This is a genomic window from Rathayibacter sp. AY1D2, assembly GCF_002932695.1.
Lineage (GTDB): Bacteria > Actinomycetota > Actinomycetes > Actinomycetales > Microbacteriaceae > Rathayibacter.
This window is the reverse complement of sequence record NZ_PSVX01000024.1, coordinates 24,722-50,376: the sequence shown is the minus strand read 5'-3', so window position 1 is coordinate 50,376 and position 25,655 is coordinate 24,722. Positions and strand designations below refer to the sequence as shown.

Genomic DNA, 25,655 nt, shown 5'->3' with positions numbered 1-25,655 from the left:
CGCCGAGACGGTCGCCCGCGACGGCTTCGGCGTGCAGGAGCGCAAGACGCAGACCAACGTCGCCGACATCGTCCGCACCTCCGACACAGGCTTCACGAAATCGATGTCTTCCGTCGGGGGCAGGGGACGAGCGGGCCTCCAGGGAGAGGCACCGCTCGGCTCCGTGAGCGCAGCCTGTGCGAACATCACGAATTCATAAAGGATAACCACGGCCGGCGGGATCCGGCCAGAGGCCGCCGCGCACAGGCGCGATCGGGGCACGACGCGCGGCGAGCCCCGGCGGGATCCTGCGCCGATCCGCCTCTCGGCGCACGGAATCCTTGTCGGCCCGGCCTGGGAGAGCGGTTACACCTCGTCCGCGCGCAGGCGGCGCAGCAGATCCTCCAGCTCGGCGAAGAGAGGATCCGGTGCCGCGATGAGCAGCCCGGAGCCGAAGGGTGCGCCGTCGAGTCCCGCGACCCGCGCACCCGCCTCCTCGGCGATGAGGGCGCCCGCAGCGAGGTCCCACGGGTTCAGGCCCCGCTCGTAGTACGCGTTCAGCTGCCCGGTGGCCACCGAGCACAGGTCGAGCGCCGCCGAGCCGATGCGGCGGATGTCGCGGACCGCGCCCAGGAGCTCCTGCACCACGGCGCCCTGACGCATCCGGCGGCCCGCGTCGTAGCCGAAGCCGGTGCCCACCAGCGCGAGCGAGAGGGAGGAGGGAGCCGAGACCTGCAGCGAGACTCCGTCCCGCTCGGCTCCCCCGCCTCGGCTGGCCGTGGTCACCTCGCCCGTCGCTCCGTTCACGACCGCGCCGGCGAGCGCGGTCCAGGTCGCGGGATCCGGCTCCCCCTCCACCACAGCGATGCTGACCGCGTAGGAGGGGATGCCGTAGAGGTAGTTGACGGTCCCGTCGATCGGATCGACGACCCAGGTCAGCCCGCTCGTGCCGCCCCCCGACCCCGACTCCTCGCCGAGGAAGCCGTCGTCCGGACGCGCCTCGGCCAGGCGCCGGCGGATCAGCTCCTCGACCTCCCGGTCCGCGGCCGTCACCACGTCCTCCGGGGACGACTTCGACGCGGCGATCTCGACACCGTCCTGCCGCCGCTGGCGGGCGAGGTGCGCCGCCTCGACGGCGATCGAGCGGGCGATGGCGAGGAGGGGGGCGTTGTCGCTCATGGCCCCAGCCTAGGGATCGGGCCCATCATGAGGGGATGAGCACCCCTATCGCCCTCACCGGAGCCACCGGAGCCGTCGGCGGCCGCGTCGCGCGCGAGCTCGCCGACGCCGGTCACGCCCTCCGCCTGCTGGTCCGCGACCCGTCCCGCGCGCCCGAGCTCCCCGGGGCCGAGGTGGTGCGCTCCTCCTTCGCCGACGCGGGCGACTCGCTCGAGGGCGTGCGCCTCCTCCTGATGGTCTCCGCCTCCGAGAACGAGGAGCGCCGCGCCGAGCACCTCGCATTCGTCGACGCAGCCGCCGCCGCGGGTGTCGAGCACGTCGTCTACACCTCCTTCGCCGGAGCCGCACCCGACGCGGTCTTCACCCTCGCCCGAGACCACGCGGCCACCGAGGACGCGATCCGCCGCTCCGGCATGGGCTGGACGTTCCTCCGCGACAACCTCTACCTCGACTTCCTGCCCGCGATGCTCGGCGAGGACGGCGCGATCCGCGGACCCGCGGGAACGGGCCGGGCCGCCGTCGTCGCGCGCGAGGACGTGGCCCGCGCCGCCGCCGCGGTCCTCCGTTCCCCCTCCGAGCACCGCGGAGCCGCCTACGAGCTGACCGGGCCCGAGGCCCTCACCCTCGACGAGGTCGCCGCGACACTGACGGCGGCCGGCCGCCCCGCCGTGTTCGTCGACGAGACCCTCGAGGAGGCGTACGCATCTCGCCGCCGCTGGAACGCACCGGACTGGCAGCTGGACGCCTGGGTCAGCACCTACTCCGCGATCGCCGCCGGACAGCTGGAGCACGTGTCGGGCGACGTCGAGCGGCTCACCGGACGGCCGCCGCTCTCCCTCGCGGGGTTCCTGGAGCAGGAGGCGCGGGGCTGAGGCGACGGCGCGGGCCGGGCCGACAGCGCGGGCCGGGCGACCGCGGAGGCCGGGCCGACGGCGTGCGGGGTGCGACGGGACGAAGACGCCGGGCCCGGCGATCCGCCGGACCTGTGCTCCCCCGGAAAGGCACTCCGCCGGAACGGCGATATCCCGACATGCGGAACGCCCCGCGCATCTCATGATGCCGGGGCGTCTGCTGGGTGTTCCTGCTCGGTGGCGAGTGAGGGATTCGAACCCCCGAAGGCTACGCCGTCTGATTTACAGTCAGATCCCTTTGGCCGCTAGGGTAACTCGCCGTGGCGCACCCGACCGCGTGTTCACAACCGGAGGCGCTCAGCAAGGATACCCACGCGACCGGCGGATCGGAAATCGGTGCCGCGAGGCCTCAGTCCGCCTCCGCCGCGTAGCGGGACGCCGCCTCCGCGACCTTCCCCGCGTAGCTCCCGGCCGGGTTGTAGGCCGCGATCGCCGCCCGCCATCCCGACTCCGTCGAGAGGTCGCCGCCGGCGTCGCAGAGGTACCGGGCGGCGGTCACCGCCTGCTGGTCCACGTTCTGCGGATCCCATCCGCTCGACGCCCACGCCATCCACGTCGCGGGGATGATCTGCAGCGGACCCATCGCCCGGTCGACCTCGGCGTCGCCGTCCAGAGCCCCGCCGTCGTTGTCGGGGACCCGGTCGAAGCGCGTTCCGTCCAGGCGCGGACCGTAGATCGGCTCCGTCGGCCGCCCGTCCTCGCCCAGCTCGCCGCCGTCGATCGTGCCGTGCCTGCTCTCGACGTAGCCGATGCCGGCCAGGGTCGCCCAGTCCAACCGGCAGTCGGGGTCGACCGACGCCGTGAGGAGGGCCGTGCCCGCGTAGGCGGTGAGCGCACGCAGCGGGATGCCGCTCCCCTCGGACGCCGAGCCCAGCCACGCCTCGTCGGCGAGCAGTCGCACCGGCGTCGCCGCGGCCTGCTCGGGATCCTCCAGCACGACGGGGTCGGCCGCGACGGGAGCGGTCGCCGCGGGAGGCACGGTGGACAGGCCCTCCTCGACCGTCAGCGCGGGCGGCCGCTGGCCGCAGCCGGCCAGGAGGAGGCCGGCGAGCGGGACGAGGACGAGAACGGGGAGGCGGCGCACCCCTCAGAGGTACCAGCCGCGCCTGGGCCCGGGCTCCGCCACGCCTGAAAGCTAAACTCGGAGCCATGGCAGATTCAACGTTCGACGTCGTCAGCAAGATCGACAAGATGGAGGCGGACAACGCCCTGAACCAGGCCCACAAGGAGGTCGAGCAGCGCTACGACTTCAAGAACGTCGGCGCCTCGATCGCCTGGAGCGGCGAGAAGATCCTGATCAAGGCCAACACCGAGGAGCGGGCGAACGCCATCCTCGACGTCTTCCAGTCGAAGCTGATCAAGCGCGGCATCAGCCTCAAGAGCCTCGACGCGGGCGAGCCCTTCGCGTCCGGCAAGGAGTACCGGATCGAGGCCACCCTCAAGGAGGGCATCGACCAGGAGCACGCGAAGAAGATCAACAAGCTCATCCGCGACCAGGCGCCGAAGTCGGTCAAGTCGCAGATCCAGGGCGACGAGCTCCGCGTCTCCTCGAAGAGCCGCGACGACCTCCAGGCGACCATGGCGCTCCTGCGCGGGGCCGACCTCGAGCTCGACCTCCAGTTCGTCAACTTCCGCTGAGGAATGACGCACACGGGAGCACGCGCGTGACCGCCGGCATCGACGAGCCCGACCGGCGGGGCCGCACCGGACTCGACCGGGAGGGCCTCGACCTCGTCGGGAACCCCGACGTGGTCGTGAAGGAGGTCACCCTCCTCTCGAGCGACTGGTACGTCCTCCGCACCACCCGCTTCGACTACCTGCACCGCGACGGCAGCTGGACGAGCGAGCAGCGCGAGACCTACGACCGGGGTAACGGCGCGGCGGTCCTGCTCTACGACGCCGACGCGCGCACCGTCGTTTTGATCCGGCAGTTCCGCTACCCCGCGTACGTGAACGGCGACCTCGACGGGATGCTCCTCGAAGTGCCCGCCGGTCTCCTGGACGAGGACGGGCCCGAGGAGGGCGCCCGCCGCGAGGCGTCCGAGGAGACCGGACTCGAGGTCGGCCGGCTCGAGCACGTGTTCGACGCGTTCATGAGCCCCGGCTCGGTCACCGAGAAGCTGCACTTCTACGCCGGGCGCTACCGCGCGGGGACCCGCAGCGGAGCGTTCGCGGGACTCGCCGTCGAGGGCGAGGACATCGAGGTCCTCGAGCTCTCGTTCGACGAGGCGCTGACCCAGATCGGCGTGCAGATCGTCGACGCGAAGACGATCATGCTCCTGCAGTGGGCGGCCCTGTCCGGCCCGTTCTCGCGCTGACCCGCGGACGTCGCGGCTCCGTGCGCCTCAGCGCGCGTACTCGGCGAGGGCGCGTCCGGTCAGCGTGTCCGCCGCCGCGAGCCCGACCGGAGTCCCCTCGAAGACGATCGTCCCTCCGTCGTGCCCGGCTCCGGGCCCCACGTCGATGATCCAGTCCGCGTGCGCCATCAGGGCGCGGTGGTGCTCGATCACCACGACCGAGTTCCCGGAGTCGACCAGCCGGTCGAGCAGTCCGAGCAGTGTGTCGACGTCCGCGAGGTGCAGGCCCGTGGTCGGCTCGTCGAGCAGGTAGACGGATCCGGACGAGGCCATGTTGATCGCGAGCTTGAGGCGCTGGCGCTCGCCCCCGGACAGCGTGTTCAACGGCTGTCCGAGCGTGAGGTAGCCGAGACCGACGTCGACGAGACGGGCGAGCACCGTGTGCGCCGGTCCGCTCGCGAAGAACTCCGCGGCGTCGACGATCGGCATCGAGAGCACCTCGTGGATGTTCCTCCCGCGCAGGCGGTACTCGAGCACCTCAGCGGTGAACCGCTTGCCGTCGCACTCCTCGCAGACCGACGAGACCGTCGCGGCGGGGCCCAGCTCGGTGAAGATCATCCCGGCCCCCTTGCAGACGGGGCAGGCGCCTGCCGAGTTCGCGCTGAAGAGCGCCGGTCTCACACCGTTCGCCTTCGCGAAGGCCGCCCGGATCGCGTCGAGGACCCCGGTGTAGGTCGCCGGATTGCTGCGCCGCGAGCCGCGGATCGGCGACTGGTCGGCCACCACCACGCCCGGCCGACCCGCGAGCGAGCCGTGCAGAAGCGACGACTTGCCCGAGCCGGCGACTCCGGTGACGACGGTCAGCACGCCCAGCGGGACGTCCACGTCGACGCCGCGGAGGTTGTGCGTGGAGGCCCCGCGGATCTCCACCGCCCCGGTCGGACGGCGCACGGCCTCCTTCAGCGGGACGCGGTGACCGAGATGACGGCCCGTCAGGGTGTCCGACGTGCGCAGCTGCGCCACCGTCCCCTCGAACCGCAGCTCGCCGCCGTGCGCGCCGGCCCTCGGACCGAGGTCGACCACGTGATCGGCGATCTCGATGATCTCCGGCTTGTGCTCGACCACCAGGACGGTGTTGCCCTTGTCCCGCAGGCGGCGCAGCAGCTCGATCATCCGCGAGACGTCGTGCGGATGCAGACCCGCCGTCGGCTCGTCGAAGACGTAGGTGACGTCCGTGAGGCTCGACCCCAGATGCCGCACCATCTTGACCCGCTGCGCCTCACCGCCCGAGAGCGTGCCCGACTCCCGATCGAGCGACAGGTAGCCGAGGCCGACCTGGACGAGGGCGTCGAGCGTCCCGAGGAGGGTCTCGACGATCGGAGCGACGGACGGCGCCTGCAGTCCGCGGAGCCACGCGGCGAGGTCGGTCGCCTGCAGCGCGGCGCACTCGGCGATGTTCCGGCCCCCGATGCGCGACTCCAGCGCCGCCCGGGTGAGCCGGCCGCCTCCGCACTCGGGACAGGCGGCGAAGGTGGCCACCCGCTCGGCGAAGGCGCGGATGTGCGGCTGCGCCGCCTCCTTGGCCAGGTAGAGGCGGGTGACCTTCACCAGGAGGCCCTCGTAGGTCATCGTCATCCCGGCGATGGCCATCTTCGTGGCCGGACGGTGGAGAAACGCGTCCATCTGCTCGGGCGTGAAATCGGCGATCGGCACATCGGCCGGATAGAGGCCCGACTCGGCGAGGCCCTTCCAGTACCAGCCGCCGACGACGAAGTTCGGGATCGCGTCGAGAGCGCCGCCCTCGAGCGACTTCGAGCGGTCGATCAGCGCGTCGAGGTCGATGCTCGACACCCGGCCCGTCCCCTCGCACCGCGGGCACATCCCCTCCGGCAGGTTGAAGGAGAACGCACCGCTCGTGCCCGCGTGCGGATCGCCGATCCGGCTGAAGAGGATCCGCAGCATCGTGTACGCGTCGGTCGCCGTGCCGACCGTGGACCGGCCGTTCGACCCCATCCGCTCCTGATCGACGACGATCGTGGCCGACAGTCCGTCGAGCGACTCCACGTCCGGGCGAGCCGGCGACCCCATGAACTGCTGCACGAAGGCGGAGTAGGTCTCGTTGATGAGGCGCTGGGACTCGGCCGCGATGGTGCCGAAGACCAGCGACGACTTGCCGGAGCCCGAGACCCCGGTGAACACGGTGATCCTCCGCTTCGGGATGTCGACGTCGATCCCCCGGAGGTTGTTCTGGCGCGCACCGCGCACCCGGATGACGTCGTGGGGCGCGGCCGTGGTCATGCTGTCTCCGTCCAGAGCGGTGCCCGAATCCTAGAGGAGGCGCAAGGCGTCCACGCCGGAACGACGAACGGCCCTCCGGACTGCACCGGAGGGCCGTTCGGAGACCACGCGTCAGAGCGCTACCGGCTCCGCCCGCGAGATCGCGATCATGTCCTCGCGGGGAACGACCTTCACCCGCGCACGGCCCTCGGGCTCGCCGAGCGCCATCTCGTGCTCGTCCAGCCGGTGCCAGCCGTCGAGATCCGTGTAGGCGATCTCCCGCTCCTCGAGCAGGGCGACCACGGCTGCCTCCTCGGGGTGCTCGGGCGTCCACCAGGACGCCTGGTCGTTGAGCACGTGCGCGACGGTCTCCATGGCGTCGGACTTGGTGTGCCCGATGAGGCCCACCGGTCCGCGCTTGATCCAGCCGGTCGCGTAGACGCCGTGGACCTGCTGGTCCTCGTCGTCCAGGACCTGGCCCTCGCGGTTCGGGATCACGCCGCGCATCTCGTCGAACGGGAGGCCGTCGAGCGGCGAGCCGAAGTAGCCGACCGCGCGGTACACGGCCTGCACGGGGACCTCGCGGATCTCACCCGTGCCGCGCACTCCGCCCTCGCCGTCCGGCTCGGTGCGCTCGTACCGGATCGCGCCGACCCGACCCGATCCGTCGTCCACGAACTCGAGCGGCTTCGCCCAGAAGTGCAGGTGGAGACGACGCGAGGCGCTCCCGACCTCGCGGGTGCGCCACTGGTTGAGCACCCGGTTGATGACCATGACCTGCTTGTTGGTCGCGATGGCGGCCTCCGAAGCGGGATCGAGGTCGAAGTCCTCGTCGGCGACGATCATGTCGACGTCGCGCAGCTCGCCCAGCTCGCGCAGCTCCAGCGGCGTGAACTTCACCTGAGCGGGACCGCGGCGCCCGAAGACGTGCACGTCGGTGACGGGAGAAGCCTTCAGCCCCTCGTAGACGTTCGGCGGGACCTCGGTGGGCAGGAGGTCCTCGGCGTGCTTCGCCAGCATCCGCGAGACGTCGAGCGCCACGTTGCCGTTGCCGATGACGGCGACGGAGGACGCCTCCAGCGGCCAGGTGCGCGACACGTCGGGGTGGCCGTCGAACCAGCTGACGAAGTCGGCCGCACCGTAGGAGCCCTCGAGCTCGACACCCGGGACGTCGAGCGGAGCGTCCCGGACGGCGCCGGTCGCGAAGATCACGGCGTGGTAGTGCCGCTTGAGATCCTCGAGCGTGATGTCGGTCCCGAAGTGCACGTTGCCGAAGATGCGGATGTCGCCCCGGTCGAGCACCTCCCGCAGCGCGGTGATGATCCCCTTGATGCGCGGGTGATCGGGCGCCACGCCGTAGCGGACCAGGCCGTAGGGCGCGGGCAGGTGCTCGAACAGATCGATCGAGACGTCGTACTTCTTCTCGGCCTTGATCATGAGGTCGGCGGCGTAGATGCCCGCGGGACCCGCGCCGACGATGGCCAGCCTGAGCTTGGTCATTGCGTTCCTCCTGCCGGGGCGCCGCAGCGCACAACCGGTCTCATTCCTGCGGCGCAGGGCGCGCCGCGACGATCGGGGTCAGCCGTTGCGCTCGACGACGGTGTCGGCGAAGCGCGTCAGCGCCTTGCGGACGGAGCCGTCGGGCAGCGGAGCGAGGGCGGCGACGGCCTCGTCGGCCCACCGGTGGGCCTCGGCGAGGGTCTGCGCGGTGACGTCGTGATCGCGCAGCTGAGCGATGGCGTCCGAGATGTCGGCGCTCTGCTCCTCCGTGTGCGCGATGGCGTCGTTCGAGCGGCTCACATAGCTCTCGATGCGGGCGAGGAGAGCCGCGGCGTCCCTGTCCGAGGAGGCGCGCTCGCGCAGGCGCAGGATCGGCAGCGTCGACACGCCGGCGCGGATGTCCGTGCCGGGGTTCTTGCCGGTCTCCTCCGGCTGGGGAGAGAGGTCGATCACGTCGTCGACGATCTGGAAGGCGACGCCGATCTTCTCGCCGAAGACGCGCATGGCCTCCTCGTACTCCTCCGGAGCCTCCGAGAACGCGACTCCCGTGCGGCCCGCCGCGGCGATCAGGGACCCGGTCTTGTCGGCCAGGACGGACAGGTAGTGCTCGACCGGGTCCTCGCCGTCGGTCGGGCCGACCGTCTCGTGCAGCTGCCCGAGGACGAGCCGCTCGAACGTGTCGGCCTGGAGCCGGATCGCCTTGTCGCCGAGCTCGACCATCAGCTGGTTCGCGCGGGCGAAAAGCAGATCGCCCGTCAGGATGGCCACGTTGTTGCCCCACACGGTCTGCGCCGACGGGACGCCGCGGCGCTTCTCCGCCTCGTCCATGACGTCGTCGTGGTAGAGCGATGCGAGATGCGTGATCTCGATCGCCTGCGCACCGAGCAGGACCTGCGGCGTGTTGCCGCGGCCCAGCGACGCGGCCAGGAGGGTGAGCATCGGGCGCACGCGCTTGCCGCCCGCCTCGAGGAGGTACCGGGTGGAGACGTCGGCCACGGCGTCCGCGAAGGACAGCTGCCGGACGAGACCCTCCTCGACCTGCTCCAGACCCGCGTCGATCGTGCGGGCGAGAGCGCGGTCCGACGAGGAGGAGAAGATGCGCTCGGAGAGGCCGAGCTGCGCCGTCAGAGACGGGCTGCGACGGGCGACGGGCGCAGTGGCGTTCACAGGGAAACCCTAACGTCTCGGCCTGTGCGGACCCCGGTCGTCATCGGGTCGCCGCGATCGGCTTGACGCCGCGGTGCAGCGCCACGATGCCCGCGGTCAGATCGCGGTAGGCCACACGCTCGAAGCCCGCCGCGCGGAGCCAGGCGGCGACGACGCTCTGCTCCGGCCAGGCCCGGATGGAATCGCCGAGATAGTCGTACGCGGGATTGTTCGACGACGCGAGGCGCACGACGGCGGGCATGACCCTCGACAGGTAGAAGTCGTACGCGGCGGCAAGCGGAGCTATCGGCGGAGTCGAGAACTCGCAGATCACGACCCGGCCGCCGGGCTTCAGCACACGCAGGAACTCGGCGAGCGCCGTCCTCGGCTCGGCCACGTTGCGCAGACCGAACGAGATGGTCACGGCGTCGAACGACTCGTCCTCGAACGGGAGGTCCATCGCGTCGGCCTGGACGAACTCGATCCGGTCGTTGCCCGCCTGACGGCGACGGCCGACGGCGATCATCCCCGGGGAGAAGTCGGCTGCGACGACCTGGGCGCCCGACCGCGCCAGCGACGCGCTCGACGTGCCGGTGCCGGCCGCGATGTCGAGGATGCGCTCACCGGGCGCAGGGTTGACGGCGCGAGTCGTCGCGATCCGCCAGAGCCGGTCGTTCCCCACCGAGAGGAGTCCGTTCACCAGGTCGTAGGCGGGAGCCACGGTGTCGAACATCGAGGCGACCTCGTCGGGCCGTTTGGTGAGGTCTGCCTTCGTCACGATCCGCAAGTCTACGGCGAGACGCGGGACGGCGGCTGTGCATCCGCCTTCCCGCGCCCGGTCGGCGCGCTCCCCCCTGGGGAAGCGCCGGGACCGCCCCGCTCCGCCTCGCGCGGCGGCCCCGGACCGGATCACGGTAGCAACGGAGCCCTGCGCCCCGAGCCCCGCGGCATGGGACGTCCCACCTTCTGGCGCGGGCGTACCCTGCTGAGGTGACGCTCATCGGCGCTGGAACCCCCCTGCTGCGTGCGGAGACGACTCCACTGGACTCTCCGCAGTCGCTCCTCTCCCACTCCGACCCGAGGCGGCCCCTCCTCTGGCAGCGCGACGGCGCCGGCCTCAGCGGACGCGGTGAGGCCCTGCGCCTCGAGTTCTCGGGCCCGGAACGGCTGCGGGATGCGGCGGCGGCCTGGCGGCGGCTCTGCGACGCGGCGTCGGTGGAGGACCGGGTCGGACTGCCCGGGACGGGGCTGGTCGCGTTCGGGACCTTCGCTTTCTCGAGCCGATCCGAGGCGGCGAGTGTGCTGATCGTGCCGCGCACCGTGATCGGGACGCGCGACGGCCGGTCATGGCTGACGCGGATCACGATCGGCGAGGCGGAGGGACCGGATACGCCGGGCGAGGAGCCGCTGGGGGCGGAGTACCACGTGCCGCTCTCCCCGGGTGCGCTGTCGCCGGACGGGTACCGCGCGGCGGTCGCTGCCGCGGTGGAGACGATCCGGGCGGGCGAGCTGTCCAAGGTCGTGATCGCGCGCGATCTGAAGGGACGGCTCCCGCCGGGGGCGGACCTGCGCCGGATGCTGGGTGCGCTCACCGAGCGTTACCCGGACTGCTGGGGCTTCGCCGTGGACGGATTCCTCGGCGCCAGTCCGGAGACGCTGGTCGCGGTCGATCGGGGCGAGATCTCGGCGAGGGTGTTGGCCGGCACGGCCGCACGAGGCGAGGATCCCCTCGCCGACGCGGACGTGGAGGCCGCTCTGCTCGAGAGTCCGAAGGACCGCTCAGAGCACGCTTTCGCTCTCGCCAGTCTGGTCCGGGAGCTCGAGCCCCACACACGGGAGCTGACGGCCGGCGCCGCCCCGTTCACGCTCCGCCTGCCGAACCTCTGGCACCTCGCGACGGACGTGCGAGGAATTCTGGACGACTCCTCCAGCGCGCTCGATCTCGTCGATGCTCTTCACCCGACCGCCGCAGTGGCCGGCACTCCGACCGCCGACGCCCTTGCGCTCATCGAGCACCTGGAGCCCTTCGACCGCGGTCGGTACGCAGGACCCGTCGGCTGGATCGACGGCAACGGCGACGGCGAGTGGGCCGTCGGACTCCGCAGCGCCGAGGTCACGGCCGAGGGCGCGGTCACGGCCTGGGCGGGCGCCGGCATCGTGGCCGACAGCGTTCCCGAGTCCGAGCTCGCCGAGACCCGCATGAAGTTCCGCCCGATCACCGACGCGCTGGCATGACGCACGTCGGGAGTCGCTGAAGCCGTCGGCTACCCCGCCGGGTCGCTCTCGAGCCGGGGAGCACCCGGCCGTCGTCCTGCGCCCACCGGCGGACGCCCGGGCAGCGCCGGCGGCCGGGTCGTCACGCGACGGCCGGTCGGTGTGGTCCAGTCCGCTGTGCCGTCCGGATGGAGCAGATACGTCCACCGGTCGCCGTGGCGCACGTGGTGGTGGGCGACGCACAGGGAGGCGAGGTTGTCGGGAGTCGTCTCTCCCCCGTTCCGCCATTCGACGCTGTGGTCGGTCTCCGTCGAGGACGCCGGCCGGGTGCAGCCCGGGAAGCGGCAGGTCTGGTCGCGGAGGCGGACCAGCAGCCTCATCCTCGGCGGCGGGAGGCGGTGGCGGCGCCCGACGGAGACGACCGCGCCGGTCTCCTCGTCGGTCAGCACGGGAGTGAAGGCGGCGGCGTCGTCGATGAGCGCTCGCACCGCCTCGGCAGGGATCGGCCCGTAGCCGTCGAGCTCGGCGGCCGCCTCGTCGTCACCCGCGGCGGTGCTCGCCGCCACGGTGACTCTCACCTCGGCCCGCAGCCCGGTCGAGGGCGCCGCGGCTCCCTCCGGAGTGGTCCCCGCCACGTCCCCGTGGCAGAGCAGGTCGGCCCACGCATCGGCGCGGAGCTGCGCCAGCGTCCGCAGATCGCGGTCCCCTTCGGCGCCGTCCCGCAGATCCCTCGCGATGCGATCGAGCCGGGCGAGCGCTCCGACGGCCTCGGGCGCGGGGACGTGCGCGCACACCGTCGCCATGCCGTCGATCCCGGCTGTCATCCACACCCGGCGGTCCTCACGGGCGCGAGCGTGCCGCTCGGCGAGGGGCTCGTCGTGCAGCTCCTCCCGCACCCGCGCGAGGGCGTGGCGCAGCTGCCCCGGGGTCAGCGTCTCCGCGAGGTCGACGGCCCGGTCGTCGTAGGCCGCGCGCGCCGCTGCCGGGAGGGTCGCCGCGACGGAGCAGACGAGCTGGCCGGCCTCCCAGCGCATCCTGGCGTCGGCGAGCGCGGAACGGGTCCGCGGCAGCTCCTCCATCAGGAGCGAGGCGTGCAGCAGCTCCCTGGCGGCGGTGCGCTCGGAGACCCCGAGGGCGACGGCGAACTCCGCTCGGATCGACCGTTCGACGAGGTCCGTCGCATCCTTGCTGTCCGCCGAGGAGCCTCGGGCGAACGCGTCGGGACAGGTCAGCGCCGCGCAGTGTCCCGCGTGCAGCGCCTCCGCCGCGGACAGGAGCACCGGGGAGGCGCTCCTCGCGAGCGCCGCCGCCCGGTCGCCGAGGGCGAGGACCTCTCCTCGCACGGTCTCCGCATCAGCCATTCCTCCAGCGAAGCAGCAGCTGACGAGCTGCGGAGCTCGAACGAGGCGTCCCCGGGAGAACAGCGTCCGACGACGACCTGTGGAGGACCGTCCGACCGGACCCGCGCGGACTCAGCGCTCGAGCCGGATCTCCACGATGCCCGGCCCGTCACCCGGCGAGGTCAGCGCCTGCTCCAGCTCGCCGCGCGTCGCCGCACGACGGTGGCCCCACCCGTAGGCGCGCGCGAGAGCCTCCAGATCGGCGCTCTGCGGGGTGAACTGCACGCGGTCGAACGCATCGGGATGCGAGCTCGACGCGACCTCGAGTCCGTCGAAGATCGTGCCGCCCCCGTCGTTCACGACGACGAGCTGCACGCGCGGGCGTCGCTCTCCGGGCGGGAGGAGGAGGCCGCCGGCCTCGTGGAGCAGAGTGAGATCGCCGAGGACCGCCCGGGTGACTCCGCCGGCTCCCTGCTCGGTCGCCTGCGAAGCCACCGCGATCCCGAGAGCCGTCGAGATCGTGCCGTCGATGCCGGCGAGGCCGCGGTTCGCCAGGACGGATATCCGCTTGCCAGGCAGGGTCCCGTCGGCGACGCGGATCAGCCGCGACGCTCCGAACAGCAGCCGGTCGTGCGGCCAGGTGACCTTCCAGACCGCGGCGACGACGAAGTCGCGGGTGAGCGGTGCCCTGATCGCGGCGAGGGCGTTGCGCGCGTAGCCGCGGCGGTCCTCGACCGACATCGACCCGGCGTCGGGGACCTCGTCCAGCTCGTCGGGGTCGACCGTCAGGGCGCGGCTCGCGGACACCCAGGATCCGGCCCAGGCGCGCTCGCCGCGCTCGGGACGCGGCGACCCCTCGGGTCGGACCACGTCGACGCCTCCGACGCGGCGGGCGCGCCGGCCGGGGTTGTAGAACTGCTCGCGCACGGCGTCCACGACGATGACCTCGACGTCCTCGCGCCGCAGCAGCTCGGGGACCTCGCGGGAGAGCGTCGGGTGTCCGAGCACGATCGCCCGGCGGATGCGTCCGCCGAAGTCGGGCTCGCCGAGCAGGCCCCGCCAGGCGACGACGAGCTGCGGTCCGAAGCGGGCGCCGGAGGAGACCTCGGCGAGCAGCGGCCAGTCGCCGGCGCGAGCGATCTCCTCGGCCGCGGCGCCCGCCTTGTCCCCGGCGATGACGACCGTGAGCGGCTCATCAGGGCCGGCGGTCACGACGGCACGCGGGATCCCGGATCCGACGGCGGGCGACGAGACCGGTTCGATCCGCTCGATGTCCGGCAGAGCGGAGGAGAGCGGATCGCGGAAGGAGAGGTTCAGGTGGACCGGCCCGCGGCGCGCCGCGGTGACGGCACGATCGGCGAGCGCCCGCGCGTCCTCGGGCAGGGAGGCGTCGTCCGGAGCAGCGACGTCCTCGAACAGCCGCGCGGCTCGCCCGTACAGCTCGCGCTGCTCGGCCGTCTGGTTCGAGCGGATGCCGCGCAGCTCGTCGGGCCGGTCGGCGGTCAGGACGATCATCGGCACGTCCGAGGCGTCCGCCTCGAGCACGGCCGGGTGCAGGTTCGCGGTCGCCGTGCCGGAGGTCGTGATGACGAGCGCCGGCATCCCGGATTCGAGGGCGAGGCCCAGCGCCAGGAACCCCGCGGAGCGCTCGTCGATCCGCACGTGCAGCCGGACGTCGCCGCGGGTCTCGAGCTCGGCCGCCACCAGGGCGAGCGCCTGCGAGCGGGAGCCCGGAGCGACGACGACGTCGCGGACGCCGAGCGCGACGAAGCGGGTGAGGAGGTCGACCGCGAATCGGGTGGAGGGGGCGACCGGCCGGTGCTCAGGCATCCCGGCGGCCGGGGCCGTCGGCCTCGCCCTGCTCGTCCATGTCGGCGAGGTCGCGCTCGAGCTGGGCGATGCGCTCGGCCTGCAGGCGTTCCTCCTCGGGGTCGCGCTCGGTGCGGAGGGTGCCGAGGAAGTCGGGGTCGTCGTCCGGAGCGGTGTAGCGGCGGCCGGCGGCGCGCTGCTTTCGGGGGCGGCCGATCCAGAACCACAGTCCCGCACCGATGACCGGGAGGATCAGCACCACCAGGAGCCAGGACCACTTCGGGATCGCCCGCACGGCGTGACGGTTGCTCATCGCGACGTCGATCACGGTGTAGACCGTGAAGACGGCGAGGGCCACGAGCAGGCCGATGACGAGGCGGATCATGGACACGAGTCTACGTCCGGCACCCCCGTCGGGAAGGGTCCGCACGGACGCTGGACAGGAGGCTCCCACGGTGCTCACGGAAGCGCGTGCAGGGGCCGACGTACACTGTCCCGGTGAAACTGAGCCGCGCGGTCGTCGTCTACTCGCTCCTGCGCCTGGCGATGTTCGCCGGCGTCTTCGTGCTGGTGTACCTGCCGGCGCGCACCTTCGTCGACTCGGAGCTGACGGCCGCGGTCACCGCGGGCTTCGTCGCCGCGATCGCGAGCCTGTCCCTCTCCTACATCCTGCTGAGGAAGCCCCGCGAGCGCATCGCGGAGGCGATCTACGAGCGCCGCAAGGACGTCCCGCGCGCCCCGACCGACGACGACGTCGAGGACGCCGCGGTCGACGCGACCCGCGACGACCGCTGAGCCGGGCGCTCCCGCCGGCGAGGGCTCCCCTCGGACGCGCTGACCCCGCTCGCACCAGGCCCGGCACGCAACAGCCGTTCTCACCCGAATCCGGCCCACCCGAGCCCGCCTCGTGCGAGCCGCCGCTCTAGAACGCCAGCGCCGCCCCGAGGATGACCGCGTAGGCGAGCCCGCCCAGGCTGGTCAGCTGCAGCGCCAGGATGAGCTCCTTCGCCGTCTTCGCCGTCAGGGTGATCAGGATGGCCGGCAGGATCATCAGAAGCACGAAGAGCGTCAGCCATGCCAGCGGGTAGAACAGCGCGAGGATCACCGCGATGCCGAACGGGATCAGCACGAAGCCCGTGTAGATCGCCCGGGACACGGCCGGTCCCGCGAGGACCGCGAGGGTCCGCTTGCCCGAGAGGCGGTCGGTCGGGATGTCGCGGATGTTGTTGACCATGAGCACGGCGCAGGCGAACAGGCCCGCCGCCACGGCGCCGAGCCACGACTCCTGGTTGGTGCGGCCGATCTGCACGAACGTGGTGCCGACGGTGGCGACCAGGCCGAAGAACACGAAGACGAAGAGCTCGCCGAGCCCGAGGTAGCCGTAGGGGCGGCGTCCGCCGGTGTAGAACCAGCCGGCCGCGATCGCCGCCGCGCCGACGATCAGGAACCACCACTGCCCCGAGAGGGCGGTGAGCACGAGGCCGGCGACGGCCGCGATCCCGAAGAAGACCAGGGCGACGGTGAGCACCTGGCGGGGCTTCGCCGCTCCGGAGCCGGTCAGCCGCGAGGGTCCGACGCGGTTGGCGTCGGTGCCGCGCACGCCGTCGGAGTAGTCGTTGGCGTAGTTGACGGCGATCTGCAGGGCGAGCGAGACGGCCAGGCAGAGCAGGGCGCGCACCCAGTGCCAGCCCTCGTCGACGACCTGGGTCGCTCCGGTGCCGATGAGCACGGGGGCGACGGCCAGCGGGAGGGTGCGGAGGCGGGCGCCGGCGATCCACTCGCGGGGACCGGCGGGCTTCACGACGACCGCTCGCGGGCTGCCCCCGGGGCGGCCGCTGGAGGACTTCTTCTTGCGACTCGTACTCGACACGGAGGGAATCCTACCCACCGGCCCGTCGACGCTCGGAGCCGGTCAGGCCTGCTCGGCGAGCACCTCGAGGGCGCGGCGGTCGGGCTTCCCGGAGGCGAGGAGGGGGATGCGGCCGACCGGCAGCACGGCCGCGGGAGCGGCGGCGCGCCCGAGGCGGTCGGCGATCAGGGCGCGCAGGTCGGTGAGCGCGGGAGCCTCCTCCGCCGTGACGACGACCGGGACCTCGCCCCACTGCTCGTCCGCCCGCCGCACCACGACCGCGTCGGGGACGGGCCCCTCGCGGAGCACGGCCTCGACGGAGTCGAGCGAGACCTTCTCCCCGCCCGACACGATCACGCGGTCGAGCCGACCGGTCACCCGGAGGCGCCCGTCGACGATCGACCCCGCGTCGCCCGTGCGGTACCAGCGCTCCCCGTCGAGCTCGAGGAAGGCGGAGGCGCTGCGCTCGTGGTCGATCGCGCCGTCGGCGTCGAGGTAGCCGTCCGCGAGGGTCGGCCCGCCGAGCAGCACCTGCCCGTCCTCGACGCGCATCCGCACGTCGTGGAGCGGGACGCCGTCGTAGACGCAGCCGCCGGACGTCTCGCTCGATCCGTAGGTCAGGCGGATGCGCACGCCGAGGGCGGCGGCGCCGTCCCGCAGCGGCTGCGGCGTCGCCTGGCCGCCGATCAGGAGGGCGTCGAACGAGCGGAGCGCCTCGGCCGCGGCCGGATCGCGCTCGGCGAGATCCAGCAGCCGCGCGAGCTGCACGGGGACCAGCGAGGAGTACCGCCGCTCCCCCGCCGGCATCGTCCGAGCGAGAGCGAGGAAGGCCGCCGCGTCGAAGCCGCCGGCCGGGAGGACGACCGGGTCGGCCTCCGCGGTCAGCGAGCGGACGAGCACCTGCAGTCCCGCGACGTAGTGGGTCGGCAGGCAGAGCAGCCAGCGTCCCGGCCCGCCCAGCTCGGCGAGGGTCGCGGAGGCGCTGGTGAGCAGTGCCGCTGTCGAGAGCGCGACCCGCTTGGGCGGCCCCGACGAGCCCGAGGTCTCGACGACGACGGCGACGCGCTGCGGCACGACGGCATCCTCGGAGGCGGTCGCAGCGCCGGGGGCGGAGACGCGGATCGCCGGGCCGCTGCCGTCCAGGGCCGCGCGAAGAGCGAGGAGGACGGCCTCGACCGTCGCGTCGACACCGGCGAGCGGGCGGGTCACCTGCGTGCCCTCCGGCTCAGAACTGCCACGGGAACGGCGACCAGTCGGGCTCGCGCTTCTCGAGGAAGGAGTCTCGTCCCTCGACGGCCTCGTCGGTGCCGTAGGCGAGGCGCGTGGTCTCGCCCGCGAAGAGCTGCTGGCCCACGAGGCCGTCGTCCACGGCGTTGAACGCGTACTTCAGCATCCGGATGGCCGTGGGCGACTTGGTGAGGATCGTCTCGGCCCACTCCACCGCGGTCGTCTCGAGCTCGGCGTGCGGGACGACCGCGTTCACGGCGCCCATCTCGTAGGCGCGCTGCGCGGAGTACTCCCGCGCGAGGAAGAACACCTCGCGCGCGGCCTTCTGCCCGATCTGGCGGGCGAAGTACGCCGAGCCGTAGCCCGCGTCGAAGGAGCCGACGTCGGCGTCCGTCTGCTTGAAGCGCCCGTGCTCGGCGGAGGCGAGGGTGAGGTCGCAGACCACGTGCAGCGAGTGCCCGCCTCCCGCGGCCCAGCCGGGGACGGCCGCGATGACGACCTTCGGCATGAAGCGGATGAGGCGCTGCACCTCGAGGATGTGCAGGCGGCCGTTCCGCGCGGAGTCGATGCCCTCGGCGGTCTCGCCGTCGGAGTACCGGTAGCCGTCGCGGCCGCGGATCCGCTGGTCTCCCCCGGAGCAGAACGCCCAGCCCCCGTCGCGCGGGCTCGGGCCGTTGCCGGTGAGGATGACGACGCCGATGCGCGGGTTCGTCCGGGCGTCCTCGAGGGCGCGGAACAGCTCGTCGACCGTGCGCGGCCGGAACGCGTTGCGGACCTCGGGCCGGTCGAACGCGACCCGCGCGATGCGGCCGGAGCGGTCGTGGTGGTAGGTGATGTCCTCGAGTGCGTCGAAGCCGTCGACGGCCGCCCAGCGGTGCGCGTCGAACAGTTCGGAGACCTGCGTGCTCATGCCACGACCCTACTGATCCGGACTGCACGGCGACTCGACACCGCTCGGGCAGACGGAAGGGGACCCCGCTGACGCGGAGTCCCCTTGCCGGTGCTCGCCCCTACTTGGCGGCGGAGGTGGTGCGGTTCTCGGCCGACACCATCCAGGCGTACTGCTCGAGGCTCTGGATGATCGCGTGGAGGAGGTCCGCGCTGGTCGGGTCCTCCTCGTCCACCTGGTCGTGGACCTCGCGCATGGTGGCGGCGGTGTTCTCGAGGCGGATCGTGACCAGGTCGACGGTCTCGGCCGTGTCGATCTCGCCGTGCGGGTACTCGGGGAGGGTGGTGGTCGCGGCGACGGTGTCGCTGCGGCCGTCCGGGATCCCGTGGAGGGCGCGCATGCGCTCGGCGATGTCGTCGCTGAACTCGCGCGCGGCCTCGATGATCTCGTCGAGCTGCAGGTGGAGGTCGCGGAAGTTCTTGCCGACGACGTTCCAGTGGGCCTGCTTGCCCTGGACGTGGAGCTCGATCAGGTCGACGAGGACGATCTGGAGGCTGTCGAGCAGCTCCTTGGAGGCCTTGAAGCCCTTCTCGGCGTTCTGACGGCGGCTGGTCTTGGCACCGGAGCCCGCGGGGGCTTCGACGTGGCGTTCGAGGGTGGTGGTCATGGACCGTTCCTTTCTCTTGCAGTGCCGGGTGCGGTGTCCCGCCCCGAGTCTGGCTTCTTCGGCTGGACGGCGCCCGCACGCGCAGGGTGCGCGCGCTGGGCGGGGCCCGTGGTTGCAGGGATCAGATCGTGGCGACGGATCCGGAGTCGACGCGGTAGTTCGAGCCGTTCACGAACGAGGCGCGGTCGGAGCAGAGGAAGGCGATCACGGCTGCGACCTCCTCGGCCTCGCCCCGGCGCTTCAGCTCCATGTACGGCCGCTCCTCGTCGAGGAAGGACGAGATCGCCTCGTCGACCGAGGTGCCCCTCTGCTCGGCGCGCTTCGACATCATCGCGTCGGTCATCGGAGTGCGGATGAACGCGGGCGAGACCGTGTTCACGAGGAGGCCCTCCTGCGCGTAGGAGCGCGAGAGGCCCTTGGCGAAGGCGAGGACGCCCGCCTTCGCGGCGCAGTAGGGCAGTTCGTCGTCGTAGGGCTGCACGGCGTCCTCGGAGGCGGTGAGCACGAGCCGGCCCCAGCCTCCGGTGCGGAGGTCGGGAAGGAACTCGCGCACGAGCCGCACAGGCCCGAGCAGGTCGACCTCGAGCGTGCTGGTCCAGCCCTCGTCGTCGATCTCGTGGAACAGGCCCTGCGCCCCCGTGACTCCGGCGCATTGCACGAGGATGTCGATCGCGCCGACCGCTCCGGCCACGCGGCGGTGCAGCTCGGCGAGCTGCTCCGTGCTGGTGACGTCGGCGGCGAAGGCGTGCAGGCGGCCCTCCGGAGCGTCGAGCCCGGCCGCGGCCCGGTCCAGCTCCGCCTGGTCATTGTCGGTGATCACGACGGTCGCGCCCTCGGCGAGGAGGAGCTGCGCCGTGGCCAGGCCGATGCCGGAGTCGCCTCCGGTGACGAGGGCGGTGCGGCCGCTGATCCCGAGATCCATGCTGAGGTGCTCCTTGTGGGTGCGGTGCGAGGGGGTGGTACCGGTCTACGCCCCTCGGAGCCGGCCCTCAACGGGTTGCGCGGACGCCGTCGGCGGGGTTACGCGCGGCCGACCTTCTCCGGCGCCAGCTCCTCGATGGTGATGGCCGCGTTGATCAACGCGAGGTGGCTGAGCCCCTGCGGCAGGTTGCCCCAGAAGGCCAGGTCGTCGACCGCGATCATCTCGGACATGATCCCGACGTCGTTCGGGACCGTGGCGACGAGCTCGTCCATCAGGGCGACCGACTCGTCGTGCCGACCGACGCAGGCCAGGGCGGAGGCGAGCCAGAACGAGCAGGCCACGAACGGGTGCTCCTCGCCCTCCATGCCGGAGTAGCGGAACAGCAGCGCACCGCGGCCGAGCTCCTTCACCAGGGCGTCGATGGTGGAGATCATCCGCTCGCCGCGCTCGTAGCCGCTGGGCGCGTGCAGGAGCACCGAGGCGTCCAGCTCCTCGCTGCCCGGGTACATCACGTAGGAGCCGAGCTCCTCGGACCAGCAGTGCTCCTCGATCCACTCCCGGATGCGGTCGCGCTCGAAGCGCCATCGGTCGGGGCTGCCCGCGACCTGGCCGAGCTCCGCCAGGTGCACGGCCGCGTCGAGCGCCTGCCAGCAGCCCATCTTCGAGGAGGTGTAGTGCTGCTCCTCCTCCAGCTCCCACATGCCCGCATCGCGGTTCCGCCACAGGTCGCAGGTGGTGTCGGCGACGCGGGCGAGGAGCCGACCGGTCTGGATGTCGAGGACGTTGCCCTCGTCGACGTAGATGCGGCAGATGTCGAAGAGGTCGCCGAAGACGCCCAGCTGCAGCTGGCTCTGCGCTGCGTTGCCTGCGACGACCGGGCCGATGCCGGCGTAGCCCGGGACGTCGAACTCCTCGAGGACGGTCGGCATGGAGCCGTCGAGTCCGTAGAAGATGTGCAGGTCCGGCCCGTGCTCCTTGATCGTGCGGAGGAGCCAGGACAGCGCGGCGTGCGTCTCCTCGCGCAGGCCGAAGCGCACCAGCGCGTGCATCGTGTACGCGGCGTCGCGCACCCAGGCGAAGCGGTAGTCCCAGTTCTTGCCGCCGTTGGGCGACTCCGGGAGCGACGTGGTCGCGGCCGCGGCGATGGCTCCCGTGGGCGAGTAGATCAGCAGCTTGAGCGCGAGGGCGCTGCGCTGGACGGCCTCGGACCACGGGCCGTCGTAGGAGAACTCCTCCGACCAGTCCTGCCAGCTGCGGATGGTGCGGTCGATGCCGCGGTCGACGTTCTTCGCGACCGGGAAGTGCAGCGGCTCGTCGTGCGTGGCCGACACGACCAGGACGTGCCGCACGGCGTCCTTCCCCGCGGTCACGACGAAGGAGCCCGTCAGCTCGTCGCCGGCGCCGGAGGGTGCGTCTTCGCCGTCGGGCCCGTGCTCCTGCCCGGTGACGCCGATGGTGATGTCTCCGGCGCGGATGAGCGAGCGGCCGTCGGCGTTCTGGATCCACGGGGAGAACCGGCCGAGTCCCGTTCCGGGACGCACGGCCCACCGCATCCGCACCTCGCCGTCGACACCGTCCACGCGGCGCGCGAGCTCGGCCCACGGGAGGCGGCCCGCGATCCCGGTGACGAGCGCGTCCGTCACGCGGACGGTGCCCGACTCGGTGGTGAAGGTGGTCTCGAGGACGTTCGTGTCGCGGATGTAGGCGCGCGAGACCTCGGCGGGCTCCTCGGGGGCGAGCTCGACGCAGCCGCCGGACTCGGCGTCGATCAGGGCGGCGAAGGCGGGGGTGGAGCCGAGGTCCGGGACGGGCATCCAGTCGACGCTGCCGTCCTTCGCGATCAGGGCGACCGTGCGACCGTCTCCGATCGCGGCGTAGTCGCGCAGGGGCCTGGTCGAGCGGGGTGCAGCCATCCCCTCACCGTAGGGCGCGGGCGGTGCACCGATTCGGGCTTGCGGGCGGACGGGCTTGCTTGTAGCGCCCGGTCAGGTCGTGGCGACTCCGCCGTACTCCTCGAGGCGGTCGGTGAACTCGCCGCGGTCCTCGTCCTGGAGGACCCCGTTCGCGTACCCCGCCAGGAACGCGCCCTGCGGGTCCGGCGAGAGGCCGACTCCGTCGAGCATGTCGGCGACCAGGCCGGTCGGATCGGCGTCGAGGTCGACGAGGCCCAGCTCGATCGCGGGCACGAGGTCGGCGGATGAGCGGGCGGTGACGATCCAGAGCGCGGCCGAGGCCTCCTCGTCCGAGAGGTCGCCGTCGAGCTCGTAGCCCGCCTCCGACCACTCCTCGGGGGTGTCGGCCACCTCGACGTCGTCGAAGCCGAGAGGCGAGAGCGCTGCGGTGAAACGGTCGACCGCCGCCTGCCTGTCGGCGTCGGTCGAGACGTCGGCGGCGGCGTACTCGGTCGCCGAGATGTAGTCGTAGAGGAGGGAGGGCCCGCCGTAGGCGTTCTGCGACTGCTCGTAGTACTCGTCGTCGGCCGAGGTCCACTCCTCGGGGACGGCGCCCTCGACGGCCGCGACGGCCTTCTCGGCACTCGCGCGCACGTCCTCCGCGGACGGCTGGCCGAGGATCGTCGCGGCGTCGCCGTCCTGGTAGCCGGGGTAGTCGTAGAGCGGATCGGACGGGTCCCCGCTGCCGAACGGGTCGTCCGTCGGGTCGCCGAACGGCTCGGACGGAGCGCTCGTCGACGCGCTGCCGGCGGCGGAGTCGAGCGCGCCGCCCACTCCGACGGCGACGAGCGTGCCGAGCACGCCGGTGTAGACGACGCCCACGAGGAGGCTCGTGCCCAGCGCGATCCAGGCGCCCCTGCCGAGCGGGCGGTGGGAGGGGACGGAGCCCTGCGTCGGGCCCGGGGCGGGCGCGGGCGGCGGGCTCATCGGCATCTGGCTCATCGCACTCCTCCGGACTCCAACGGCAGCCTCGTCAGTCTGGCACCTCGGCGGGCGCTCGGAGGAGGGACCCCGGGGGCTTGCGCGCGCGTCGCCGACCTCCTGCGCCCGGGTGGCCGCCGCGTCGCCCCGGCCGGTGGACAATGGCCGGATGGACGACGTCGTGCCCGCCTCCCCGCTCCCCTCCCTCGGCGAGATCGACGCGGGACTCCGCGTCGTCGCTCTGCCGCTGCGCACCCGCTTCCGCGGTGTGGACCACCGCGAGATCGCGCTCGTGCGCGGCCCCGAGGGCTGGACCGAGTTCTCGCCCTTCCTCGAGTACGGCGCAGAGGAGTCGGCGGCGTGGCTCCGGGCGGCGATCGACTACGGCTGGAGCGAGCAGCCGGCACCGCTGCGCGACCGCATCCCGGTGAACGCGACCATCCCGGCCGTCGCACCGCACGAGGTCGCCGCCGTGCTCGCGAGCTACCACGGCTGCCGCACGGCGAAGGTGAAGGTCGCCGAGCGCGGCCAGACGCTGGCCGACGACGTGGCCCGGGTCGTCGAGGTCCGCCGCCTGCTCGGTCCGGAGGGCCGGATCCGCGTGGACGCGAACGGCGGCTGGAACCTCGACGAGGCCGAGCACGCCGTCCACGCCCTCGCGGAGTCCGACCTCGAGTACGTCGAGCAGCCGTGCGCGAGCGTCGACGAGCTGGCGGAGCTGCGCTACCGGGTGAAGTACATGGGCATCCCGATCGCCGCCGACGAGAGCGTCCGCAAGGCCGCCGATCCACTCGCCGTCGCCCGGGCCGGAGCCGCGGACCTGCTGGTCGTGAAGGTCCAGCCGCTCGGGGGGACGCGCCGGGCGCTGGCCCTCGTCGCCGAGGCGGGGCTGCCGGCGGTGGTCTCGAGCGCGATCGACAGCTCGGTCGGACTCGCCATGGGCGCCGCCCTGGCCGCGGCGCTCCCCGAGCTGCCCTTCGACTGCGGACTCGGCACCGCGTCCCTCCTCGCCGCGGACGTCACGGAGCGGCCGCTGCGGCCGGTCGACGGCGGCATCCCCGTCGGCCGCGTGGAGGCCTCGGAGGAGCTCCTCTCCCGTCACGCCGTGTCACCGGAGCGGCTCGCCTGGTGGCGGGCGCGGCTCCGCGACTCCTACGCGCTGCTCTGATCGTCGGCGGCGGGCGCCGCGTCGGAGGAGCGGCAGAATGGGAGCGTCGGCCGCCGGTGCCCGACGCGTCCCCCACCCTCGAGCATCGGAGCACCGTGAGCGCATCGACCGTCCCCGTCTTCCTCGACTGCGACACCGGCATCGACGACTCGCTCGCTCTGGCGTACCTCCTCCGCTCGCCCCGGGCCCGCCTCGTCGGGATCAGCACGGTCAGCGGCAACACCGACGCCCGCCGGGCCGCCGTCAACAGCCTCGGCCTGCTCGCGCTGGCCGGCCGCGACGACGTGCCGGTCGCCGTGGGGGCGCACCACTTCCTCGAGGAGGACTACGCCGGCGGATCTCCGCACGTGCACGGCGACGACGGCATCGGCGGGGTCGCGCTGCCCGAGGGCGGCGAGCCGGTCGACGAGGATCCGGCCGACCTCCTCTTCCGTCTCGCCCGCGAGCACGAGGGCGAGCTGCGGCTGGTCGCGATCGGCCCGCTGACGAATCTCGCGCTCGCCCTCCGTGCGCACCCGGAGATCGCGTCCCTCGTCCACTCGGTGACGGTGATGGGCGGAGCCGCGCTGGTCCCCGGCAACGTGACCGCCGTGGCGGAGGCCAACATCTGGCATGACCCTGCGGCCGCCGCCGAGGTCGTCGCGGCCGACTGGGATCTGACGCTCGTGCCCCTGGACGTGACCATGCGGCACCTGCTGACGGAGGAGGACCGCGCCGTCCTGCTCGCGTCGCCCGATCCCCTCGCGCAGGCCATCGGGCAGGCGCTCGACTTCTACTTCGACTTCTATGTCGGCCACTTCGGCGAGCGCACCGCTGCCATGCACGACCCGATGGCCGCCGCGATCGCCGTCGATGCCGTCGCCCTCACCTCCGCCCCGCGCGTCCACGTCACTGTCGACGCCACCCACGGCCCCGGCCGCGGCCAGACCGTCGCCGACCTCCGCGGCATCTACCGCGGCGTCCACCCCTTCGACGCCCGCACCCGCATCGTCCTCGCCCTCGACGCCCCTTTCGCCCCCCACCTCATCGCCGTCGTCACCGCCGTCTGACCCGCGCGGGGCCACCCGAAGCCCGTCCGTGCCCCCGGCCCCGACACGCCCGTTCCTCGATCAGCACGCACCGACCCGGCGCTTCCGTACGCGGGAACTCGACAGGCTCGCTCCGAACGTTCGTGTCAGGGGATCTCGATACTCGCGCTGCTCACTACTCGATCAGCATGTCCCGTCGACCGCCGTCCCCCCGCCCTCCCGCGAAGCGCAGCTCCCCAGAACCCGACCGCGCAGCGGAGCGCTCCCCCACGGCGATCGCGAAGCGGAGCCCACCCACCTCGGCGACCGCGAAGCGGAGCCCACCCAGACCCGACCGCGAAGCGGAGCCCATCCACCACCGCGACCGCGAAGCGGAGCAC

The 25,655-nt window shown here is 72.7% G+C and carries 24 protein-coding genes and 1 tRNA gene; 8 read left to right on the top strand and 17 right to left on the bottom strand.

Going from position 1 to position 25,655, the window contains the following annotated elements; genetic code table 11:
• On the top strand, positions 1-199 hold a 199-nt coding region (locus C5D04_RS18520; RefSeq protein ID WP_219812515.1), incomplete at its 5' end, for a hypothetical protein.
• Positions 200-345: 146 nt separating this feature from the next.
• Here the strand turns inward: C5D04_RS18520 and C5D04_RS08185 are convergent.
• On the bottom strand, positions 346-1,158 hold the full coding sequence (locus C5D04_RS08185) for an inositol monophosphatase family protein (RefSeq protein ID WP_104347555.1): 813 nt from the start codon (positions 1,156-1,158) through the stop codon (positions 346-348).
• Between the two features lie 35 nt (positions 1,159-1,193).
• Here C5D04_RS08185 and C5D04_RS08180 point away from each other — a divergent pair, with 35 nt between their 5' ends.
• Entirely contained in the window at positions 1,194-2,030 is an 837-nt protein-coding gene (locus tag C5D04_RS08180; RefSeq protein ID WP_104292408.1) for an SDR family oxidoreductase, read from the top strand.
• 217 nt (positions 2,031-2,247) lie between these two features.
• Here C5D04_RS08180 and C5D04_RS08175 read toward each other — a convergent pair.
• A tRNA-Tyr gene (locus C5D04_RS08175) sits at positions 2,248-2,329 on the bottom strand.
• 89 nt (positions 2,330-2,418) lie between these two features.
• Positions 2,419-3,153: a hypothetical protein gene (locus C5D04_RS08170; RefSeq protein WP_104319312.1), complete on the bottom strand. Its 735-nt coding sequence runs from the start codon at positions 3,151-3,153 to the stop codon at positions 2,419-2,421.
• A 65-nt stretch (positions 3,154-3,218) separates the two neighbouring features.
• Here C5D04_RS08170 and C5D04_RS08165 point away from each other — a divergent pair, with 65 nt between their 5' ends.
• Both C5D04_RS08165 and C5D04_RS08160 read left to right on the top strand, forming a co-directional pair.
• Positions 3,219-3,707, top strand: a complete 489-nt coding sequence (locus C5D04_RS08165) for a YajQ family cyclic di-GMP-binding protein (RefSeq protein ID WP_104347554.1) — start codon at positions 3,219-3,221, stop codon at positions 3,705-3,707.
• A gap of 26 nt (positions 3,708-3,733) precedes the next feature.
• On the top strand, positions 3,734-4,387 hold the full coding sequence (locus C5D04_RS08160) for an NUDIX domain-containing protein (protein WP_104347553.1): 654 nt from the start codon (positions 3,734-3,736) through the stop codon (positions 4,385-4,387).
• Between the two features lie 27 nt (positions 4,388-4,414).
• Here C5D04_RS08160 and C5D04_RS08155 read toward each other — a convergent pair whose 3' ends face one another.
• From C5D04_RS08155 to ubiE, 4 genes are all read right to left on the bottom strand, one after another.
• The gene (locus C5D04_RS08155) at positions 4,415-6,664 is read right to left on the bottom strand and encodes an excinuclease ABC subunit UvrA (RefSeq protein WP_104326254.1); all 2,250 of its coding nucleotides are present in this window, start codon (positions 6,662-6,664) and stop codon (positions 4,415-4,417) included.
• Between the two features lie 111 nt (positions 6,665-6,775).
• Complete coding sequence (locus tag C5D04_RS08150; RefSeq protein WP_104223603.1) at positions 6,776-8,143, bottom strand: FAD-dependent oxidoreductase; 1,368 nt, start codon at positions 8,141-8,143, stop codon at positions 6,776-6,778.
• A gap of 78 nt (positions 8,144-8,221) precedes the next feature.
• On the bottom strand, positions 8,222-9,310 hold the full coding sequence (locus tag C5D04_RS08145; RefSeq protein WP_104233415.1) for a polyprenyl synthetase family protein: 1,089 nt from the start codon (positions 9,308-9,310) through the stop codon (positions 8,222-8,224).
• 40 nt (positions 9,311-9,350) lie between these two features.
• Complete coding sequence (gene ubiE / locus C5D04_RS08140; RefSeq protein ID WP_104326264.1) at positions 9,351-10,067, bottom strand: bifunctional demethylmenaquinone methyltransferase/2-methoxy-6-polyprenyl-1,4-benzoquinol methylase UbiE; 717 nt, start codon at positions 10,065-10,067, stop codon at positions 9,351-9,353.
• A 212-nt stretch (positions 10,068-10,279) separates the two neighbouring features.
• On the opposite strand from ubiE, the gene C5D04_RS08135 reads away from it, so the two are divergent.
• Positions 10,280-11,524 carry an isochorismate synthase gene (locus C5D04_RS08135; RefSeq protein ID WP_308471767.1) on the top strand — a complete coding sequence of 415 codons (1,245 nt, stop codon included), beginning with the start codon at positions 10,280-10,282 and terminating at the stop codon, positions 11,522-11,524.
• Between the two features lie 29 nt (positions 11,525-11,553).
• Here the strand turns inward: C5D04_RS08135 and C5D04_RS08130 are convergent, their stop codons facing one another.
• The 3 genes from C5D04_RS08130 to C5D04_RS08120 all read right to left on the bottom strand — a co-directional run bounded on the left by C5D04_RS08130 (position 11,554) and on the right by C5D04_RS08120 (position 15,037).
• A complete protein-coding gene (locus C5D04_RS08130; protein ID WP_104347552.1) occupies positions 11,554-12,864 on the bottom strand; it encodes an HNH endonuclease signature motif containing protein in 1,311 nt (436 codons plus the stop codon).
• A gap of 111 nt (positions 12,865-12,975) precedes the next feature.
• Positions 12,976-14,673, bottom strand: a complete 1,698-nt coding sequence (gene menD, locus C5D04_RS08125; protein WP_104233417.1) for a 2-succinyl-5-enolpyruvyl-6-hydroxy-3-cyclohexene-1-carboxylic-acid synthase — start codon at positions 14,671-14,673, stop codon at positions 12,976-12,978.
• Positions 14,666-15,037: a PLD nuclease N-terminal domain-containing protein gene (locus tag C5D04_RS08120; RefSeq protein WP_104225908.1), complete on the bottom strand. Its 372-nt coding sequence runs from the start codon at positions 15,035-15,037 to the stop codon at positions 14,666-14,668. Before C5D04_RS08120 ends, menD begins: the two co-directional genes overlap by 8 nt.
• Before the next feature lie 113 nt (positions 15,038-15,150).
• On the opposite strand from C5D04_RS08120, the gene C5D04_RS08115 reads away from it, so the two are divergent.
• A complete protein-coding gene (locus tag C5D04_RS08115) occupies positions 15,151-15,447 on the top strand; it encodes a DUF4229 domain-containing protein (protein ID WP_104239140.1) in 297 nt (98 codons plus the stop codon).
• Positions 15,448-15,574: 127 nt separating this feature from the next.
• Here C5D04_RS08115 and C5D04_RS08110 read toward each other — a convergent pair whose 3' ends face one another.
• From C5D04_RS08110 to C5D04_RS08080, 7 genes are all read right to left on the bottom strand, one after another.
• Positions 15,575-16,522 (bottom strand): 1,4-dihydroxy-2-naphthoate polyprenyltransferase, encoded by a 948-nt coding sequence (locus C5D04_RS08110; RefSeq protein ID WP_374953116.1) that lies wholly within the window; start codon positions 16,520-16,522, stop codon positions 15,575-15,577.
• Positions 16,523-16,564: 42 nt separating this feature from the next.
• Positions 16,565-17,710, bottom strand: a complete 1,146-nt coding sequence (locus C5D04_RS08105) for an AMP-binding protein (RefSeq protein ID WP_104347551.1) — start codon at positions 17,708-17,710, stop codon at positions 16,565-16,567.
• A 16-nt stretch (positions 17,711-17,726) separates the two neighbouring features.
• A complete protein-coding gene (locus C5D04_RS08100) occupies positions 17,727-18,638 on the bottom strand; it encodes a 1,4-dihydroxy-2-naphthoyl-CoA synthase (RefSeq protein ID WP_068255374.1) in 912 nt (303 codons plus the stop codon).
• Between the two features lie 100 nt (positions 18,639-18,738).
• Positions 18,739-19,284, bottom strand: coding sequence for a Dps family protein (locus C5D04_RS08095; protein WP_104223596.1), 546 nt, complete (start codon positions 19,282-19,284; stop codon positions 18,739-18,741).
• Between the two features lie 121 nt (positions 19,285-19,405).
• The gene (locus C5D04_RS08090; protein WP_104347550.1) at positions 19,406-20,206 is read right to left on the bottom strand and encodes an SDR family NAD(P)-dependent oxidoreductase; all 801 of its coding nucleotides are present in this window, start codon (positions 20,204-20,206) and stop codon (positions 19,406-19,408) included.
• Between the two features lie 98 nt (positions 20,207-20,304).
• Positions 20,305-22,119 carry a glycoside hydrolase family 15 protein gene (locus C5D04_RS08085; protein ID WP_104347549.1) on the bottom strand — a complete coding sequence of 605 codons (1,815 nt, stop codon included), beginning with the start codon at positions 22,117-22,119 and terminating at the stop codon, positions 20,305-20,307.
• Positions 22,120-22,191: 72 nt separating this feature from the next.
• Positions 22,192-23,100: a hypothetical protein gene (locus C5D04_RS08080; protein WP_104233420.1), complete on the bottom strand. Its 909-nt coding sequence runs from the start codon at positions 23,098-23,100 to the stop codon at positions 22,192-22,194.
• 148 nt (positions 23,101-23,248) lie between these two features.
• Between C5D04_RS08080 and C5D04_RS08075 the strand changes: the two genes are divergently transcribed.
• Positions 23,249-24,247 (top strand): o-succinylbenzoate synthase, encoded by a 999-nt coding sequence (locus C5D04_RS08075; protein ID WP_104347548.1) that lies wholly within the window; start codon positions 23,249-23,251, stop codon positions 24,245-24,247.
• A 95-nt stretch (positions 24,248-24,342) separates the two neighbouring features.
• Positions 24,343-25,296: a nucleoside hydrolase gene (locus tag C5D04_RS08070; protein ID WP_104347557.1), complete on the top strand. Its 954-nt coding sequence runs from the start codon at positions 24,343-24,345 to the stop codon at positions 25,294-25,296.
• Positions 25,297-25,655: the final 359 nt, after the last annotated feature.

Excerpts from the sequence above, each read along its gene's own strand:
- C5D04_RS08130 (WP_104347552.1), bottom strand. The coding sequence starts at position 12,864 with ATGGCTGATGCGGAGACCGTGCGAGGAGAGGTCCTCGCCCTCGGCGAC.
- C5D04_RS08180 (WP_104292408.1), top strand. The coding sequence starts at position 1,194 with ATGAGCACCCCTATCGCCCTCACCGGAGCCACCGGAGCCGTCGGCGGC.
- C5D04_RS08095 (WP_104223596.1), bottom strand. The coding sequence starts at position 19,284 with ATGACCACCACCCTCGAACGCCACGTCGAAGCCCCCGCGGGCTCCGGT.
- C5D04_RS08150 (WP_104223603.1), bottom strand. The coding sequence starts at position 8,143 with ATGACCAAGCTCAGGCTGGCCATCGTCGGCGCGGGTCCCGCGGGCATC.
- C5D04_RS08165 (WP_104347554.1), top strand. The coding sequence starts at position 3,219 with ATGGCAGATTCAACGTTCGACGTCGTCAGCAAGATCGACAAGATGGAG.
- C5D04_RS08080 (WP_104233420.1), bottom strand. The coding sequence starts at position 23,100 with ATGAGCCAGATGCCGATGAGCCCGCCGCCCGCGCCCGCCCCGGGCCCG.
- C5D04_RS08185 (WP_104347555.1), bottom strand. The coding sequence starts at position 1,158 with ATGAGCGACAACGCCCCCCTCCTCGCCATCGCCCGCTCGATCGCCGTC.
- C5D04_RS08155 (WP_104326254.1), bottom strand. The coding sequence starts at position 6,664 with ATGACCACGGCCGCGCCCCACGACGTCATCCGGGTGCGCGGTGCGCGC.
- C5D04_RS08100 (WP_068255374.1), bottom strand. The coding sequence starts at position 18,638 with ATGAGCACGCAGGTCTCCGAACTGTTCGACGCGCACCGCTGGGCGGCC.
- menD (WP_104233417.1), bottom strand. The coding sequence starts at position 14,673 with ATGCCTGAGCACCGGCCGGTCGCCCCCTCCACCCGATTCGCGGTCGAC.
- C5D04_RS08120 (WP_104225908.1), bottom strand. The coding sequence starts at position 15,037 with ATGATCCGCCTCGTCATCGGCCTGCTCGTGGCCCTCGCCGTCTTCACG.
- C5D04_RS08085 (WP_104347549.1), bottom strand. The coding sequence starts at position 22,119 with ATGGCTGCACCCCGCTCGACCAGGCCCCTGCGCGACTACGCCGCGATC.
- C5D04_RS08090 (WP_104347550.1), bottom strand. The coding sequence starts at position 20,206 with ATGGATCTCGGGATCAGCGGCCGCACCGCCCTCGTCACCGGAGGCGAC.
- C5D04_RS08075 (WP_104347548.1), top strand. The coding sequence starts at position 23,249 with ATGGACGACGTCGTGCCCGCCTCCCCGCTCCCCTCCCTCGGCGAGATC.